The organism is Streptomyces sp. BL1 (assembly GCF_057628045.1).
Map to the genome: position 1 here is coordinate 6062979 of NZ_JBXYWZ010000002.1, position 17022 is coordinate 6080000.

General features: G+C 70.5%; 16 protein-coding genes and 1 rRNA gene (1 of these 17 cut by a window edge). 11 read left to right on the forward strand and 6 right to left on the reverse strand.

The window, feature by feature from the left end:
• Positions 1–119 precede the first annotated feature (119 nt).
• Positions 120–1895, reverse strand: coding sequence for a streptophobe family protein (locus AC3AGO_RS26635; protein ID WP_487822770.1), 1776 nt, complete (start codon positions 1893–1895; stop codon positions 120–122).
• A 236-nt stretch (positions 1896–2131) separates the two neighbouring features.
• Here AC3AGO_RS26635 and AC3AGO_RS26640 point away from each other — a divergent pair, with 236 nt between their 5' ends.
• Positions 2132–4705 (forward strand): ABC transporter ATP-binding protein/permease, encoded by a 2574-nt coding sequence (locus AC3AGO_RS26640; RefSeq protein WP_487822771.1) that lies wholly within the window; start codon positions 2132–2134, stop codon positions 4703–4705.
• A gap of 159 nt (positions 4706–4864) precedes the next feature.
• Here AC3AGO_RS26640 and AC3AGO_RS26645 read toward each other — a convergent pair whose 3' ends face one another.
• The gene (locus AC3AGO_RS26645; protein ID WP_487822772.1) at positions 4865–5626 is read right to left on the reverse strand and encodes an aggregation-promoting factor C-terminal-like domain-containing protein; all 762 of its coding nucleotides are present in this window, start codon (positions 5624–5626) and stop codon (positions 4865–4867) included.
• Positions 5627–5932: 306 nt separating this feature from the next.
• Here AC3AGO_RS26645 and AC3AGO_RS26650 point away from each other — a divergent pair, with 306 nt between their 5' ends.
• The 3 genes from AC3AGO_RS26650 (at position 5933) to AC3AGO_RS26660 (ending at position 8148) form a co-directional block, all read left to right on the forward strand.
• Positions 5933–7099: a GAF domain-containing sensor histidine kinase gene (locus AC3AGO_RS26650; protein ID WP_487822773.1), complete on the forward strand. Its 1167-nt coding sequence runs from the start codon at positions 5933–5935 to the stop codon at positions 7097–7099.
• On the forward strand, positions 7092–7730 hold the full coding sequence (locus tag AC3AGO_RS26655; protein WP_487822774.1) for a response regulator: 639 nt from the start codon (positions 7092–7094) through the stop codon (positions 7728–7730). The genes AC3AGO_RS26650 and AC3AGO_RS26655 overlap by 8 nt, the downstream gene beginning before the upstream one ends.
• Before the next feature lie 121 nt (positions 7731–7851).
• Entirely contained in the window at positions 7852–8148 is a 297-nt protein-coding gene (locus AC3AGO_RS26660; RefSeq protein ID WP_487824829.1) for a chaplin, read from the forward strand.
• Between the two features lie 123 nt (positions 8149–8271).
• Here the strand turns inward: AC3AGO_RS26660 and AC3AGO_RS26665 are convergent, their stop codons facing one another.
• The gene (locus AC3AGO_RS26665; protein WP_487822775.1) at positions 8272–9090 is read right to left on the reverse strand and encodes a hypothetical protein; all 819 of its coding nucleotides are present in this window, start codon (positions 9088–9090) and stop codon (positions 8272–8274) included.
• A 106-nt stretch (positions 9091–9196) separates the two neighbouring features.
• On the opposite strand from AC3AGO_RS26665, the gene AC3AGO_RS26670 reads away from it, so the two are divergent.
• The 4 genes from AC3AGO_RS26670 to AC3AGO_RS26685 all read left to right on the forward strand — a co-directional run bounded on the left by AC3AGO_RS26670 (position 9197) and on the right by AC3AGO_RS26685 (position 12401).
• Positions 9197–9988: an ABC transporter ATP-binding protein gene (locus AC3AGO_RS26670; RefSeq protein ID WP_487822776.1), complete on the forward strand. Its 792-nt coding sequence runs from the start codon at positions 9197–9199 to the stop codon at positions 9986–9988.
• A 21-nt stretch (positions 9989–10009) separates the two neighbouring features.
• A complete protein-coding gene (locus AC3AGO_RS26675) occupies positions 10010–10435 on the forward strand; it encodes an NfeD family protein (protein ID WP_487822777.1) in 426 nt (141 codons plus the stop codon).
• A 106-nt stretch (positions 10436–10541) separates the two neighbouring features.
• Entirely contained in the window at positions 10542–11507 is a 966-nt protein-coding gene (locus tag AC3AGO_RS26680; RefSeq protein WP_487822778.1) for an SPFH domain-containing protein, read from the forward strand.
• 126 nt (positions 11508–11633) lie between these two features.
• A complete protein-coding gene (locus tag AC3AGO_RS26685) occupies positions 11634–12401 on the forward strand; it encodes a sulfite exporter TauE/SafE family protein (protein ID WP_487822779.1) in 768 nt (255 codons plus the stop codon).
• Positions 12402–12446: 45 nt separating this feature from the next.
• Here AC3AGO_RS26685 and AC3AGO_RS26690 read toward each other — a convergent pair whose 3' ends face one another.
• Together AC3AGO_RS26690 and AC3AGO_RS26695 are read right to left on the reverse strand one after the other, a co-directional pair.
• Positions 12447–12992, reverse strand: a complete 546-nt coding sequence (locus AC3AGO_RS26690) for an HNH endonuclease (RefSeq protein WP_487822780.1) — start codon at positions 12990–12992, stop codon at positions 12447–12449.
• A 390-nt stretch (positions 12993–13382) separates the two neighbouring features.
• The gene (locus AC3AGO_RS26695; protein WP_487822781.1) at positions 13383–13922 is read right to left on the reverse strand and encodes a YbhB/YbcL family Raf kinase inhibitor-like protein; all 540 of its coding nucleotides are present in this window, start codon (positions 13920–13922) and stop codon (positions 13383–13385) included.
• 110 nt (positions 13923–14032) lie between these two features.
• On the opposite strand from AC3AGO_RS26695, the gene AC3AGO_RS26700 reads away from it, so the two are divergent.
• A complete protein-coding gene (locus tag AC3AGO_RS26700) occupies positions 14033–14467 on the forward strand; it encodes a barstar family protein (RefSeq protein ID WP_487822782.1) in 435 nt (144 codons plus the stop codon).
• Positions 14468–14581: 114 nt separating this feature from the next.
• On the opposite strand, the gene AC3AGO_RS26705 is transcribed toward AC3AGO_RS26700, so the two are convergent.
• The gene (locus AC3AGO_RS26705) at positions 14582–15364 is read right to left on the reverse strand and encodes a sporulation protein (RefSeq protein ID WP_487822783.1); all 783 of its coding nucleotides are present in this window, start codon (positions 15362–15364) and stop codon (positions 14582–14584) included.
• 120 nt (positions 15365–15484) lie between these two features.
• On the opposite strand from AC3AGO_RS26705, the gene AC3AGO_RS26710 reads away from it, so the two are divergent.
• Positions 15485–16180, forward strand: a complete 696-nt coding sequence (locus AC3AGO_RS26710; protein ID WP_487822784.1) for a DNA-3-methyladenine glycosylase — start codon at positions 15485–15487, stop codon at positions 16178–16180.
• A 610-nt stretch (positions 16181–16790) separates the two neighbouring features.
• Positions 16791–17022 (forward strand): 16S ribosomal RNA (locus AC3AGO_RS26715) (it continues 1297 nt past the right edge of the window).

Here is a 17022-nt window from a genome sequence, read left to right on the forward strand (position 1 = left end):
CGTCGTGCCCGGGGGCGCCCCTTAAGGGGTTCCGCCCCTGGTCAGCGCCCCGGTCAGAGGGCGCCGACCCGCTCGGCCCGCTGGTGACGCGCCCCTCGTACGGCCTCGTACGGCCCTGGTCAGCGGGGCCTGCGCCGGTCCCGGCCGCCGTGCTCCGGGTTCTGCGGGCCGGGCGGCGCACCCGGCGGCGGACCCGGTGGCCGCGGCTCGCCGCGGCGCGGGCGCGGGAGGGGGTCGCCCGCGACCGTGGGCGCCGCATGCGGCCCGCCAGGACCCCCGGGACCCTGGCCTCCGGGACCCGGACCCCCAGGACCTTGGCCCCCGGGCCCCTGCCCGCCGGAACCCGGACTCCCGGAGCCCGGCCCGTACCCGTACGGGTCCTGCCCGTGCGAGCCCTGCTTGTACGGGTTCGGCTCCTCCGGGGAGGGGCGCGGGGGCGCCTGGTACGGGCCGGGCTCGTACGCGGTGTCGGGGTACGCGCGCCCGCTGTCGTACGTACCGTCCGCTCCGCGCTCTCCCGTCGCGAGGGGCGCCGCGCGCCGTCCCGCCGCTCCCGTCGCACAGGCCAGCAGCCCGCCGACCAGCCCCGCCGCCGCGCCCCACAGCAGCCCGAGGCCCGCCGCGCCCGCGGCGCTGCCGTGCAGCTCGACGCCGGCACCGACCGCGTCGATGCCCATCACGGACAGCCCCGCGTCGGCCGACACCCCGGTCAGCGCGACCAGCAGCGGCAGCGCCACGCCGGTCGCCAGGCCGAGCCACAGGGCGCAGCGGAGCGCGAAGCGGCCGGCGCCCGCGCCGCGGCGCGGTGTCCGCGCGGCCGTGAGGATCCCGGCCGTCAGCAGCATCAGGCCCACGGCCACCGGCAGCAGCCACACCCGGGAGTCCAGCGCGGCCAGTTCGGACACGCCGAGGCTCTTCTCGCCCCCGCCGCCGAGGAGTTCGCCGAAGGGGTCGGGCAGCAGCCCGCCCAGCTCGCCCGTCACCGAGCCGCGCCAGCCCACCAGCAGCCCCAGCGGCACCGCCAGCCAGGCCCCGTTGGGCGCGCCGAGCAGCGCGCCGCCCGCCACGCGTTCCGGGTCGCCGCCCGCCAGCGCCCCGTACACCGCGGCGGCGAGGCCGGCGGCGACCGCGGTGAGCAGCATCGCCACCAGCGCCGAGGCGGCCGGGCGCAGCCCGCGGTGCAGTACGTCCCCGAACCGGCCGGGCGGCAGCGGCGTGCGCCGCGAGACGGCCAGCGCGATGAGCAGTACGACGAGCGCGAACAGCGCGCCGGCCACGAGCGTGGGCGCGGCCTCCACGCGGAAGCCGACTTCCACTTTGGCGTCCGCGAACTGGTCGGCACGGTCGAGGAGTCCGCCGCCGAGGTCGCCGAGGCCGTCCCCGAACTGGTCCCGCAGCGCGTCCTCCGCGCCGCCTGTCGCCCGGTCCAGGCCGAGCGAGTCGCCGTTGATGGTCACGGTGGAGCTGCCCGCCCAGGCGAGTCCGCCCAGTGCGGCCGTGTAGAGCGCAGTCACCGTGCCGACGCGGGCGGCGAGTTCGGCCGCTGTCGGCACGCCGCCCGCAGCGCGCAGCGACCGCAGAAAGACGTACGCCAGCAGCAGCGCGCCCACGAGGGAGACGCCCAGCGGGACGATGTCGATGGCCGCCTGGGCCTTCGCGCCCTCCAGGCCGAAGATCTCCACATCGCCCGCGGGCACCACCTTCCCGCCCACCGCGAGCGCGACGGCCGCGGCGGTGAGCGGACCCAGCCGGCCCGCCGCGTCGGCGCCGAGAAGGTGCAGGCCGAGCGCTGCCACGCCCGCCATGCCGAGGAGAGACCAGCTGACCGCCGCGACGGAGGAGAGGAGCACTCCGCCCGCCCGCGAAGGCCGCCTCTGCTGTCGGTCGTCGACCATCCCGGGCCCCCCGATCCGTGCCGGTTGTCCGCATGATTCATGATCCATGCGGATCCGGGTGAGGTTTCCACTCTCCGAGTCCCTTTGATGCGAGTCAACGGGACCGGGGTGCGCATTCGGAGAGGTCATTGCGCGGCCCGGCTATCTGTCGGGCCGCCGAGCCTGGAATAGTTCCCCACGATGTTCGCCATCCCTAGACTCCCTCCCCTGGAGGGGGTTGCTCGGGGGACAACTTTGTGGGGCATGGAGTGCCGGAACTCGTACTGGAATTGAACGGACAGACCTGGACGCTCGATCCGTCCCGGTCCTACACCCTTGGGCGGAATCCCCAGGGAGACATGGTCATCGAGGACGCCAGGGTTTCCTGGCGGCACGCCACCGTCCGCTGGGGCGGGCGGAGTTGGGTCATCGAGGACCACGGCAGCACGAACGGCACGTACGTGCGGGGGCAGCGCGTCCAGCAGATGGAGCTGGCCCCGGGCATGAGCGTGCACTTGGGCAACGCGACCGACGGCCCGCAGCTGAGCCTCACCGCGACGGGCGCCGCGGCGGCCCCGGCGGCGGTCGCACCCGAGGGGCAGCAGGGACAGGCCGTACAGGCGCCGCCGCAGCAGTACCCGGGCGCCGGTGCGCCGGGCGGCGCCGGCTGGGCGCAGCAGCCCCCGGCCGGCCCCCACCACCAGCCGCCGCAGCAGCAGGGCTGGCAGCAGCCCCAACAGCAGCCCCAACAGCCCCCGCAGGCGCACGGCGTGCCGCCGCAGGGCGGCCGGCCCGACCCGTACGGGCACGGGCAGCAGGGCGGGGACCGCAGCCCCACCACGTTCCACCAGCTGGCCCTCGGCCGCGTGATGCGCATCGGCCGTGCCCTGGAGAACGAGCTGGTCGTCTCCGACCTCCAGGTCTCCCGGCACCACGCGGAATTCCGTTCCTCGCCCGACGGCCGCTTCGAGATTCACGATCTGGGCAGCCACAACGGCACCTATGTGAACGGTGTCGCGGTGCCCAAGTCCGGTTCCGCCGTCATCACTCCGCAGGACACCATCGGCGTCGGACACTCCACATTCCGCGTCGTCGGCGACCGGCTGGAGGAGTTCGTCGACACCGGCGATGTCTCCTTCTCGGCCCGCCATCTGACGGTGAAGGTCGACAACGGGAAGGTCATTCTCAACAACGTGACCTTCGGCGTTCCGGAGAAGTCGCTGATCGGTGTGATCGGACCGTCCGGTTCCGGAAAGTCGACACTTCTGCGCGCGCTCACCGGCTACCGCCCCGCGGACGTCGGCGAAGTCCTGTACGACAACCGGAATCTGTACCAGCATTTCGCCGAACTCCGGCACCGTATCGGCCTGGTGCCGCAGGACGACATCCTGCACAAGGAGCTGAAGGTGCGCACCGCGCTGCGGTACGCGGCCCGGCTCCGGTTCCCCGGCGACGTCGCCGAGGCCGAGCGCAACGCGCGCGTGGAGGAAGTGCTCGCCGAGCTCAAGCTCGACATCCACGCGGACAAGAAGGTCACCTCGCTCTCCGGCGGCCAGCGCAAGCGCGTCTCGGTCGCCCTGGAGCTGCTGACCAAGCCGTCGCTGATCTTCCTGGACGAGCCCACCTCGGGCCTCGACCCGGGCATGGACCGCGACGTCATGCAGCTGCTCCGCGGCCTCGCCGACGACGGCCGTACGGTGCTCGTCGTCACCCACTCGGTGGCCGAACTCCAGCTGTGCGACAAGCTGCTGGTGATGGCGCCGGGCGGCGGCGTGGCCTACTTCGGCCCGCCGGAGGAGGCGCTCAACTTCTTCGGGTACGACACCTGGGCGGATGTCTTCTCGGCCTTCGAGAACTACCGCGACTACGACTGGATGGGCCGCTGGCAGGGTTCGCAGCACTACCAGCTGTACGCGGCCGACCTGGACTCCGTCGCCCCGGAGGCGCAGCAGGCGCCGCCCCCGCCGGCCCGCGCGCAGAAGCCGCAGAGCTGGGGCTCGCAGTTCTTCACCCTCGTCGGGCGCTATACGAACGTCATCGCGTCCGACCGGGGCTTCATGATGCTGATGCTGTTGCTGCCGGCGATCCTCGGCGTGGTCAGTACGGTCATCCCGTCCGACTTCGGCCTGCAGAAGAACCCGTCGCCCAAGGCGTTCAACCAGGACGGGGGCACCATCCTGCTGATCCTCGCGGTCGGCATGTGCTTCTCCGGCGCGGCCAACTCCGTACGTGAGCTGATCAAGGAACGGGTCATCTACGAACGCGAACGGGCCACGGGCCTCTCGCGCTCCGCGTATCTGATGTCGAAGGTCTTCGTCCTCGGCATCATCACCGCCATCCAGGGCGTCATCATCACGGCCATCGGCCTGTTCCCCCGCGAACTGCCCGCCGAGGGCAACGTGTTGCCGGTGCCGGCCGAGATCTGCATCGGTGTCATCGCGCTCGGCTTCAGCTCGATGATGTTCGGCCTCGTGATCTCCTCGCTGGTGAAGACCGCCGAGAAGACCATGCCGCTGCTGGTGATGTTCGCGATCGTCCAGGTCGTCTTCACCGGCGTGCTGTTCAAGATCTTCGGTTCGCCGGGCATCGAACAGGTCGCCTGGCTGATGCCGTCCCGCTGGGCGATCGGAGCGATGGGCTCCACCATCGACCTCGCGCACGTCATGGCCCCCTGGGATCCCAAGAAGCCGAACGATCTCGACCCGCTGTGGGAGCACTCCGTCGGCGTCTGGGCGCTCGACCTGGGCATCCTGATCGTCATCGGTGTCATCTGCGGCATCGTCGTGGCGCGGCTGCTGCGCCGTCACGAGCCGGAGGTCATGCGCAAGTGACGCACTGACCGGCCGTACGCACCGGGCCGGACGTACGCGCCGGCCGGCCGTACGCGAGAGGGCGGCACCCCGCGATGGGGTGCCGCCCTCTTACGTGTGGGCCTTACATGTGGCTCCGGCCGTACGCGTGTGTCCGCCGGGGCCCGAACAGGCTGTGGCTCAGTACCAGTTGTTGGCCTGCCAGAAGGACCAGGCGCCGCACGGGCTGCCGTACCGGTCCTTCATGTAGCCGAGGCCCCACTTGATCTGCGTGGCCGGGTTGTTCTGCCAGTTGGGGCCCGCGGAGGCCATCTTGGAACCGGGCAGCGCCTGGAGCAGCCCGTACGCCCCGCTCGGATTCTGCGCGTGCACGTCCCACCCGCTCTCTCGCTCGACGATGTTGGAGAAGCACTGGAACTGCTGCTCGTCGCCGATCATCTGCTGCGCGATCTGCTTCGGCGACCCGCTCGGCGCGGAGGAACGCTGCGCGGAGCGGCTCGCGGCCTGCTTCTGCTCGCGCTCCTTCGCGGCCTGTTCCTTCGCGGCCTTCTCCTGGGCGGCCTGCTCGGCCTTCCGCTGCTTCTCCGCCTTCTCCGCGGCGGCCTTGCGGGCGGCCTCGGCGCGCTTCCGCTCCTCGGCCTTCTTCTTCGCCGCCGCCTTCTCGGCGGCCTTGGCCTCAGCCTGCGCCCGGTCGTCGGCGTGCGTGGTCTGCGCGTCGATGCTCACCTTCTGGGAGGAGGGAGCGTTGACGGCGTCCTGCCATGCGACGGGCTGGGCCTGGATGTCGGAGCCTGCCGTCTTGACGTCGCCGTTGTCACCGCCGGTGGCGGATACGCCGAAGGCCAGCGCGGTGGCGCCGACTGCGGCCACGCCGGTCGCGGCGGTGACCTTCTGCAGCCGGGTCAGGCGGCCCTGGCGGCGGTGAGAAGTGGGGACGGACATGTGTGAGTGGACCTCTCGATAGCGGACCAACAGGCATGGCCCCTGCGGCGGCAGACATTGTTAGCGGCACGTGAGACAAGGGGCAAAGGTCCCCTCTACTATTGACGCTAGTAACAAGTGTCCGAATGGCCCCTGTGTGCACCCCATGGACCAACTAGGTCCCCTCGTAAGTGATGTACGTCCTATGTGCGGCCTCACACTCTCCGGCCCTTACGGGGCCCCGTCGCAGGACCTAGGCCCCGCGGACCGGGACCCACCGGCGCGGGCCCGATCCCCGCCGTGCGCCCCGCGAGTACGGTGAGCCGCATGCTTCCCCGCTCCGGAATCGCCGCCGTCAGCGCCGCGTTGCTGGCCATGAACCGGCAGCTCGAAGTGCGCGACGTACTGCAGACGATCGTCGCCTCCGCGCGCGAACTGCTCGACGCCGAGTACGCGGCGCTCGGCGTCCCCGACGACCACGGAGGCTTCGCACAGTTCGTCGTGGACGGGGTGACCGAGGAGCAGTGGAAGGCCATCGGCCCGCTGCCCCGCCAGCACGGCATCCTCGCCGCGATGCTGCACGACGCCACCCCGCAGCGCCTCGGCGACGTCCGTACGGACCCGCGCTTCGAGGGCTGGCCCAAGGCGCACCCCGAGATGTCCGACTTCCTCGGCATGCCCATCGCCGACGGCGAAGAGGTGCTCGGTGCCCTGTTTCTCGCCAATAAACGCTGTACGGCGGCCCCTTCGCAGGACGGGCCACAGTCCGGAGAGAAGCCGTGCGCGTTCACCGAGGAGGACCAGGAGCTGCTGGGCCTCCTCGCCCAGCACGCCGCCATCGCCCTCACCAACGCGCGTCTGTACGAACGCAGCCGCGAACTCACCATCGCCGGCGAACGGGCGCGCATCGGGCACGAACTGCACGACGCCGTGGCGCAGAAACTGTTCTCGCTGCGGCTCACCGCACAGGCCGCCACCGCGCTCGTCGACCGCGATCCGGCCCGCGCCAAGGACGAACTGCACGAGATCGCCCGGCTGTCGGCGGAGGCCGCGGACGAACTGCGCGCCGCCGTCGTCGAATTGCGGCCCGCGGCCCTGGACGAGGACGGCCTCGTGGCCACCCTGCGCACGCAGGCCCAGGTCCTCGACCGGGCACACACCGCCACGGTGACTTTCGAGTGCGACGGCGTACGGGCCCTGCCCGCCGCACAGGAGGAAGCCCTGCTCCGCGTCGCGCAGGAGGCACTGCACAACGCCCTGCGGCACTCGGACTGTTCGCAGGTCGACGTCACCCTCGTACGCCGTGGCACCGGCGCCCGGCTGCGGGTGGCCGACGACGGGCACGGCTTCGACCCGCACGCCGTGCGCCGCGAGGGCCGTCACCTCGGCCTCGCGTCCATGCGGGACCGCGCGTGCGGCGTCGGCGGCACGCTGACCGTGGAATCGGAGCCCGGCAAGGGCACCGCGATCGAGATGGAGGTGCCCGGTGGCTGACCGGATCCGCGTACTGCTCGTCGACGACCACCAGGTCGTACGGCGCGGACTGCGCACCTTTCTCGAAGTCCAGGAGGACATCGAGGTGGCGGGCGAGGCGGCCGACGGTGACGAGGGTGTCGCCCGCGCCGCCGAACTCCTCCCGGACGTCGTCCTGATGGACGTCAAGATGCCCGGCACCGACGGCATCGAGGCCCTGCGCCTGCTGCGCGAACAGGGCAGCAAGGCACGGGTGCTGATCGTCACCAGTTTCACCGAACAGCGCACTGTCGTCCCCGCGTTGCGCGCGGGAGCGGCCGGCTACGTCTACAAGGACATCGACCCGGACGCGCTCGCCGACGCCATCCGCTCCGTCCACGCGGGCCATGTGCTGCTGCAGCCCGAAGTGGCGGGCGCACTGCTGTCGGACGGGGAGGGCGGCGGCACGCAGGGGCGCGGCGCCACGCTGACCGAGCGGGAGCGCGAGGTGCTCGGCCTGATCGCCGACGGCCGGTCCAACCGGGAGATCGCACGGACGCTGGTGCTCTCCGAGAAGACGGTGAAGACCCACGTGTCGAACATCCTGATGAAGCTCGATCTCGCGGACCGCACCCAGGCCGCGCTCTGGGCCGTACGGCACGGCCTCACCTGACGACGAACGGGACGAACCGGATCAACAGGCAAGCCGGAGCGTCGCGTTCCGGTACGGAATTCATACCGTCGTGTGGATGTCCTCCGGATGGCGCAACCTGACGCGTCGTGAGCCGTTCTCCATGGCGTGCCGCGGCGGGTGCCGCGGCCGGTTCACCGAGGAGGGCATAGAAGTGATCAAGCTGAAGCAGGCCGCGGCCGTCACCGCGATCGCGGGCGGGATCGTCGCCGCCGGTGCCGGCGCGGCCGCCGCGCACGGCGGCGCGGGTGCGCAGGGTCAGGCCGCCGGTTCCCCGGGTGTCGGCTCGGGCAACCAGGTGCAGGTCCCCGTGCACATCCCGGTCAACGCCACCGGCAACACCGCCACGGTGATCGGCGCGCTGAACCCGGCCTTCGGGAACACCTCCGCGAACCCCTGATCGCGCCGGACCCCGGGGAGCGGGTCCCAGGAGCACATGCACCGGGGCCCGGTGGACGCGCTGTCCACCGGGCCCCGGCCGTGTGCCGTGCGCGGCCTCCCGCCCGGACGGCTCACGTGCTTTTCAGGCGCGCTTGCGCTCCGTCTCCTCCGCGTACGCGTTGTACGCGGCGACCAGCGCCCGCCGCGCCGTCCGCTCCACGGGCCGCAGCACCTCCCCGCGCGCCATGATCTCCGAGGCGCTCACGGCCCCGCCGTGCTCGCGCCCGTCCGGCCCCTCACCGTGTTCGCCGTACGCGATCGACACCAGCATCCGCACCCGCTGCGCCAGCTCCAACACCCGTACGGCGCGCGGCGGATAGCCCGGCGCGAGCAGCCGCCGCCCCGCCTCGGCGCGCGCCCGGTACGCCTCCAGTGCCGCGTTCGCCGCCGGGCCAGAGCCGGCCACGTCCAGCCGGGTCAGCGCCTCCGTCGCCTCCCGCAGCCCCTCGGCCAGCTCCCTCTCGGCCTCCGCGAGCGAGGGCACGTCCGCCGCCGGCGCGTCCCGTACGGGCAGGCAGCGCCAGGTCACCTCCGCGTGCACATCGCCGGCCGGCCCCACCTCGTACACATCCGGTACGAGGCCGAGCGCGGCGCCCGACACCATGACCGCCTCACCGGCGTCCAGCGCGGCGGCGTTGAACTCCGGCGGACCGCTGAGCCCCAGCGGATGCCCCGGAGCGGGCAGTGCCACCCGCAGTCCGGAGGCCCCCAGGGCGCGCAGCCGGCCGAGCGCCAGAGTCAGTCCGACCGGGGTGTCCTCCGGCTCGCCGGGCAGGCCGAGCACACGGTGCACCGTGTCGTCACCGACCACGTACTCTGCGGCGTCATCAGGTGGGACAAGTCCGGCGAATAGCGCGTTTCCCCAGGCGGCCAGCCGCCCGGAACGAGGTTCCTCGAGCATGAACCCAGCCTAAGGAACAGTCCTCGGGAGGGGTGGCGTAGGTTTTGTCTGGGGATCGTGCCCACAGGCACGGACACACGCGACTGCATTGGGAGACAACGCGCTCATGAGCGAAGTACTGGAGCTGGTGGACGTATCCGTGGTCCGCGACGGACGGGCTCTGGTGGATGACGTCTCCTGGTCGGTCAAGGAGGGCGAACGCTGGGTCATCGTCGGTCCGAACGGCGCCGGCAAGACGACCCTGCTCAACGTCGCCTCCAGCTATCTCTTCCCCACCTCGGGCAGCGCCAGCGTGCTCGACGAACGCCTCGGCGCCGTCGATGTCTTCGACCTCCGCTCGCGCATCGGCATGGCGGGCATGGCGATGGCCGACAAGCTGCCGCAGCAGCAGACCGTTCTGCAGACGGTGCTCACCGCCGCGTACGGCATGACCGCCTCCTGGCACGAGCAGTACGACGCCGTCGACGAGGACCGGGCGCGCGCCTTCCTCGACCGCCTCGGCATGAGCGACTTCCTCGAGCGGAAGTTCGGCACCCTCTCCGAGGGCGAGCGGAAGCGCACCCTGATCGCGCGCGCCATGATGAGCGACCCCGAGCTCCTGCTGCTCGACGAGCCCGCCGCGGGCCTCGACCTCGGCGGCCGCGAGGACCTCGTACGCCGGCTCGGACGGCTCGCGCTCGACCCGCTCGCGCCCTCCATGCTGATGGTCACGCACCACGTCGAGGAGATCCCGCCCGGCTTCACCCACGTCCTGATGATCCGTCAGGGCAAGGTGCTCGCCGCGGGCCCGCTGGAGACGGAGCTGACGTCCCGCAACCTCTCGCTCTGCTTCGGGCTTCCGCTGGTCGTCGAGCAGCACGGCGAGCGCTGGACCGCGCAGGGTCTGCCGCTGAGCTGATCTCCCAACTACCATGCCTGTGTGGACGTATGGGTGTGGTGGCTCGTCGCCGCCGTAGCGCTGGGAATCCCTCTGGTCCTGACCGCGATGCCGGAGTTCGGCATGCTCGCGGTCGGCGCCGTCGCCGGTGCCGGCACGGCCGGGCTCGGCGGGGGGCCGGTGGCGCAAGTCGTCGTCTTCGCGGCCGTCTCCACCGCGCTGATCCTGGTCGTACGGCCGATCGCGCGCCGAAGCCGCTCCGAACGGCCGGAGTTGACCAGCGGAGTGGCCGCGCTGAGAGGCCGTCAGGCCGTAGTCCTGGAGCGTGTCGACGGCCAGGACGGACGGATCAAGCTCGCCGGCGAGGTGTGGTCGGCCCGCGCCCTCGACGCGGACGCGGCATACGAACCCGGGCGGCAGGTCGACGTGGTGGAGATCGACGGTGCCACCGCCGTCGTGATGGGATAGGCCCTGCCACCATGACGACTGGCGGCAACTGCCGTACGCACAGGTCGAGTCCGGGCTACGGTCACGGTCACCGGAACGACGACGAACAACCGCAGGGGGACGAGCGATGGACGCCATCATCATTGTCCTGATCATCCTGGTGGTGCTGGTCTTCATCGCACTCATCAAGACGATCCAGGTCATCCCGCAGGCCAGCGCCGCGATCGTGGAACGCTTCGGCCGCTACACCCGGACCCTCAACGCCGGCCTGAACATCGTCGTGCCGTTCATCGACACGGTCCGCAACCGCGTCGACCTGCGTGAGCAGGTCGTCCCCTTCCCGCCGCAGCCGGTGATCACCCAGGACAACCTGGTCGTCAACATCGACACCGTCATCTACTACCAGGTGACCGACGCGCGGGCCGCCACGTACGAAGTCGCCAGCTACATCCAGGCGATCGAGCAGCTCACCGTCACCACCCTCCGCAACATCATCGGTGGCATGGACCTGGAGCGGACGCTCACCTCCCGCGAGGAGATCAACGCGGCGCTGCGCGGCGTCCTCGACGAGGCCACCGGCAAGTGGGGCATCCGCGTCAACCGCGTCGAGCTCAAGGCGATCGAGCCGCCGACCTCCATCCAGGACTCGATGGAGAAGCAGATGCGCGCCGACCGCGACAAGCGCGCGGCGATCCTCCAGGCCGAGGGTGTCCGCCAGTCGGCGATCCTCACCGCCGAGGGTGAGAAGCAGTCCTCGATCCTCCGCGCCGAAGGTGAGGCCCGCTCCGCGGCCCTCAAGGCCGAGGGCGAGGCACAGGCGATCCGTACGGTCTTCGAGTCCATCCACGCCGGCGACCCGGACCAGAAGCTGCTGTCCTACCAGTACCTCCAGATGCTCCCGAAGATCGCCGAGGGCGACGCCAACAAGCTCTGGATCGTGCCCAGCGAGATCGGCGACGCGCTCAAGGGCCTCGGCGGCGCGCTCGACCAGTTCACCGGCGGCAACAGCGGCTCGGCCGGTGGCCAGGGCGGCGGCGGTGGCGCCGCCGCCGGGATGGTGAAGCCTCCCCGCGAACAGCCCCCCATCGAATAACTGCCCGTCGGACAACCGCGGAACGGCGGCCGCGACGCCCCCCCCGCGGCACCCGCCCACGCACACCGAGCGCCCCTCGTGCATGATCAGTAGCTCGCACACTGACCACGCACGAGGGGCGTACGCGTGACCATCTGGGAGGCACTGGCCGTCTGCGCCGCCGGCATCGGCGCGGGCACCATCAACACCATCGTCGGCTCCGGGACCCTGATCACCTTCCCGGTGCTGCTCGCCATCGGCCTGCCGCCCGTCACCGCGAACGTCTCCAACTCCCTGGGAGTCGTGCCCGGTTCCATCAGCGGCGCCATCGGCTACCGCAGGGAACTGCGCGGCCAGCGCCGCCGCGTGCTGCGGCTGAGCGCCGCAGCCTTCCTCGGCGCCCTCGCCGGAGCCGCCCTGCTCGTCACCCTGCCCAGCAGCGCCTTCGACATGATCGTGCCGGTGCTCATCGGCCTCGCGCTGGTCCTCGTCGTCCTCCAGCCGTGGCTGGGCCGCGCACTGGAGCGCCGCCGCGCACGCAACGGCACGACGGGCCACCAGGACGGCGGCCCGGCCCTGCAGACGGGACTGCTGCTCTCCAGCGTCTACGGCGGCTATTTCGGCGCGGCCCAGGGCGTCATCTACCTCGCCCTCATGGGGCTGCTGCTCTCCGACGACCTGCAACGCGTCAACGCCGTCAAGAACGTCCTCGGCGCCGTCGTCAACGGCACCGCCGCCGTGTTCTTCCTCTTCGTCGCCGACTTCGACTGGACGGCGGTCCTGCTCATCGCCGTCGGCTCGGCAGCCGGCGGCCAGCTCGGCGCCCGGATAGGACGCAGGCTTCCGCCGGTCGCGCTGCGGGCCCTCATCGTGCTCGTGGGCCTCGCGGCCATCGCTCAACTGCTGCTGCGCTGAAGCCCGTACGCACCCTGCCGCCGTCGGCGAACGTGCCCGCCCGGATCAGGCCGGCACAGCAGCCGGAGCCGGCGCACCCCCGCGGCCGCGGCCCGGCAGCGGCAGCCACTCCGGCAGCGAGTCGGCCTCCGTGAGCCCGAGCGCCAGCAGCAACGCGTCACCCGGCGTCGGCTCGAACGGCTTCACCAGCAGCCGCATGTTCGCCTGCGCCGGTGTCCGGTTCGCCTTGCGGTGATTGTCGGCGGAACAGGCGGCAACCGTGTTCAGCCAGGTGTCCCCACCGCCGTGCGAGCGCGGTACGACATGATCCACCGTGGTCGCCCGGCGCCCGCAGTACGCGCACCGGTGCCGGTCCCGTATCAGAACCCCGCGCCGCGACCACGGCGCCCGTTGTCGGAACGGCACCCGTACATATCTGCGCAGCCGGATCACCTGCGGCACCGGCAGCTCCACCTGGGCCGCTCGGACCAGAAGGCCGGACTGCGCCTGTTCGACGACAGCCTTGTCCTGCATGACCAGCACCACTGCTCGCCGCAGTGACACCGTCGACAGCGGCTCGAAACTGGCGTTCAGGACCAGCGTGTCGCGCATCCGTCCACCTCCCGGTCTCCGCCCGCCCGACGGCGGGTGGCTCCACTCTGCCCATGCCCGGCCCTGCCGACAACGGAATTTGCCTACGCCGTACAGGAGATGTCCCACACCGGAAGGAGGAATGACCGCCGGAGGAAGAGAGCAGAAATGCACCGGAAGAGCGCGGAAAACGGCCGGGCGGGAGAAGAAATCGACCGGGAGAGCGGAGAAAACACCGGGAAGACCGGAGAAGCACGGGCAGCCGACGCGGTCACCCGGCCCCCGGCCGGGCTCCGACAGGCCGCGCACGGCGCATCGCAGAGTGAGCGCCCCGCCGCCCCCGCACCCGCGGTGCCGGCTGCCCGGCAAACAGCGTGCGATCCGGGACGACGGGGCGCAACCGAATTCCGCTCAGCTCTCGGCCGGCTCCTCGTGCACACCGATCAACTGCGCACGACCGATCGTGTTGAAGAACAGATTGAAGCCGACGAACGCCGGGCTGCCGTCCGCGTCCGGCCCCAGCTTCTCGCTGCCGACCGCGTAGACCGTGAACACATAACGGTGCGGACCGTGCCCGGGCGGCGGCGCGGCACCCCCGAAGTCCCGGGTGCCGAAGTCGTTTCGCACCTGTACGGCGCCCTCCGGCAGCCCCTTGAAGTCACCGCTTCCGGCACCCGCGGGCAGCTCCGTCACCGTCTTCGGGATGTCGAACACCACCCAGTGCCAGAAACCGCTGCCCGTCGGCGCGTCCGGGTCGAAGCAGGTGACGGCGAAGCTCTCGGTCTCCGGCGGGAAACCCTCCCAGCGCAGCTGAGGGGACGTGTTCCCCTGCGCGTACACCTGGTCCGCGCGCAGCCGTCCTCCTTCGGAAATGTCGTCGCTCACTACCTGAAACGACGGCACCTCAGGGTGGAAGTCGTGCGGGAGCGGGGGTCGCTTCTGGTCGGTCACGTAGAACCTCCTGATCGCGCGAATCGCTGCCCGGCCAGCCTAACGAGCCGTCGCGCCCCTCTTTGCCACCATGGTGACCACTTGACTGACCTTCGATGCGGTGGTGCGAGATGACCAGCTCCGTGGAACTGCCCGAACTGCCTGACGCCGATCTGCCCGGTGTCTTCGAGGGCACGGTGCCCCCAGGCGTGTACCGCTGCTCCTCGGTGGGCCCGGACGTCCTGATGCAGGCCGAAGCGGCAGGCTGGCTGGGCGCGGTGATCGATTTGAGCGATGTCACCGACAAGGCCGGTTTCATGGACAGCTGCGCGACCGGCCTCGAACTGCCCGACTGGTTCGGGCGGAACTGGGACGCGCTCGCCGACTGCCTGACCGACCTCTCCTGGTGGTCCGAGACCCCCAGGGGATATCTGGTGATGACCGCCGGCTGGCGCGGCTTCGAACAGGCCGCGCCCGAGGACGCCAACACGGCCGCGGAGATCTTCACCGCCGCCGCCGGCTACTGGACGGTCCGTGACACCCCGCTCACCGCACTGCTGGGCTGACGCGGCGTCAGCCGCCGGGCACGGCTGAGGGGCCCGCTCCGCGGAGCGAGCCCCTCACATGAGTGCGCACGGTATGCCGAGCAGCGACGTGCCGGTCAGCGGCGCCGGCCGTCCCTACAGCCAGTTGCGCCTGCTGCCGACCTCGGACAGCCACTGGTTGAGGTAGGCGGTCCAGTCCGTACGGTCGAAGTCCGCCAGACCGACCTTGAACGCGCGGAACGAGTCGCTGCCGCCCGTGAACAGCCCCGGCTTCTTGTCCATCTCCATCACCACGTCCATCTCGTGGTTGTCGGCGACGAAGGACAGCTCGACCTGGTTCAGCCCGCGGTACTGCTGCGGCGCGAAGAACTCGATCTCCTGGTAGAAGGGCAGCTTCTGCCGGGTGTTGCGGATGCGCCCCTTCTCCATGTCCGCGGACTTGAACCGGAAGCCGAGCCCGCCGAACGCGTCCAGGATCGCCTGCTGCGCGGGCAGCGGGTGCACATTCACCGGGTCGAGGTCACCGGAGTCGACGGCACGCGCGATCGCGAGCTCCGTCGTCACCCCGATGTTCATCCCCTTCAGGTGCTGACCGAGGAACATCGTCACCGGCGTCTCCCACGGCACCTCCAGCTGGAACGGTACGGAGTGCACCGCCCCCTCCTTCAGCGACAGGGCCCCGCCCAGCTGCTGCCGGCCGAACTCGATGTTCCGCAGCGTCTCGCTGTCGTTCCCCTCGACCTCGACCTTCGCCTGCAGACCCACCGACAGGGACTCGATCTGCTGCTCCGTGGAGCCGCCCTCGATCCGCACCTCACCCTGGACGACACCGCCCGGTATGACGTTCGGCTCGTGCAGCACGGTGTCCACCGAGGCACCGCCGACCCCCATGCTCGCGAACAGCTTCTTCAACCCCATCTGTTTCCCTCCCAGGACAGACTCGCCTTTGGCCGTGCCCCTACCACTACGCACCGCGCAGTCGCGCGGTTCCGCTCACCGGCGCCGGAGACGGGCACGTGTCACGTACCCTCGAACGGCATGATCGTCGGACGGGACAGTACGCCAGGCAACGCCCACCCCCACACGCCTGTACCGCGTGCCTTCTTCGACCGCCCCGTCCTCGAGGTCGCCCCGGAACTCCTCGGCCGCACTCTCGTGCGCACCACTCCCGAGTGGCAGATCCGGCTCCGCATCACCGAGGTCGAGGCGTACGCCGGCGAGGCCGACCCCGGCTCGCACGCCTACCGCGGCCGCACCCAGCGCAACGCTTCCATGTTCGGTCCGCCCGGCCACGCGTACGTCTACTTCATCTACGGGATGTGGTTCAGCCTCAACCTCGTGTGCGGCCCGGAGTCGCACGCGAGCGGAGTCCTGCTGCGCGGCGGCGAGATCCTCGAAGGCGGCGAACACGCGTGGCAGCGACGGCCGAAGGCGAAGAAGGACGCAGAACTGGCCAAGGGCCCGGCCCGCCTCGCGACCGCCCTGGAGGTCGACCGCTCCCTGAACGGCACCGACCTCTGCGGCCCCGACGAGTCCGCCCCGCTCCGCGTCCTCGCAGGTGAAACACCGTCAGCTGACGCCGTACAACAGGGGCCTCGCACGGGCGTCGGCGGCGAGGGAGCCCACCACCCCTGGCGCTTCTGGATCGGAAACGACCCAACTGTGAGCCCCTACCGGCCACATCAGCCACGCCGCAGGGGCAAGTCGCTTGACGCAGGGCGGGCGGCCCCCTAATGTAGACCGAGCCGCTGAAACAGGGCAGCCCCTCATGCCGACCGCAAGATCGGCTAGGGAGCACCCTGAGCTGGCAAAACCACTACTTCTGATGATCCCTCTCCATGAGGCCGTCTTTCGGCATGTCACTTTCGGCGTGCGGAAATTCAGCCTCCACGGCCCGATTATGAGCCTGGCGGGGAATTCGCTAAAGTAGCGGACACGCCGGAAGGCGCCCCGCCGACAGGGGGCAGAGAAAGAAATTCGCACGGAAACGAGCGGAAATCGGATCTGCTAGAGTCGGACTCGCCGGAAGGCCGAAAGGCCGGAAAGCGAAATCCCGCCGACAGGGAATCGGACACGAAAGAGTCTGATAGAGTCGGAGACACCGAAGGGAAGCCCGGAGGAACCGGCCAGAACATCTGGTCAGGCCAAAGGAAGCGTCCGTTCCTTGAGAACTCAACAGCGTGCCAAAAGTCAACGCCAGATATGTTGATACCCCGTCCACTCGTGGACGAGGTTCTTTTGAGAATACACAGCGAGGACGCTGTGAACCGGGAGATTATTCCTCTCCCGGTTCCGCTCTTGCGTGTATGACACCGGCAGTATTTATTTACTGGCCGAGTAAACATTCACGGAGAGTTTGATCCTGGCTCAGGACGAACGCTGGCGGCGTGCTTAACACATGCAAGTCGAACGATGAAGCCCTTCGGGGTGGATTAGTGGCGAACGGGTGAGTAACACGTGGGCAATCTGCCCTGCACTTCGGGACAAGCCCTGGAAACGGGGTCTAATACCGGATACGACACGCTCCCGCATGGGAAGTGTGTGGAAAGCTCCGGCGGTGCAGGATGAGCCCGCGG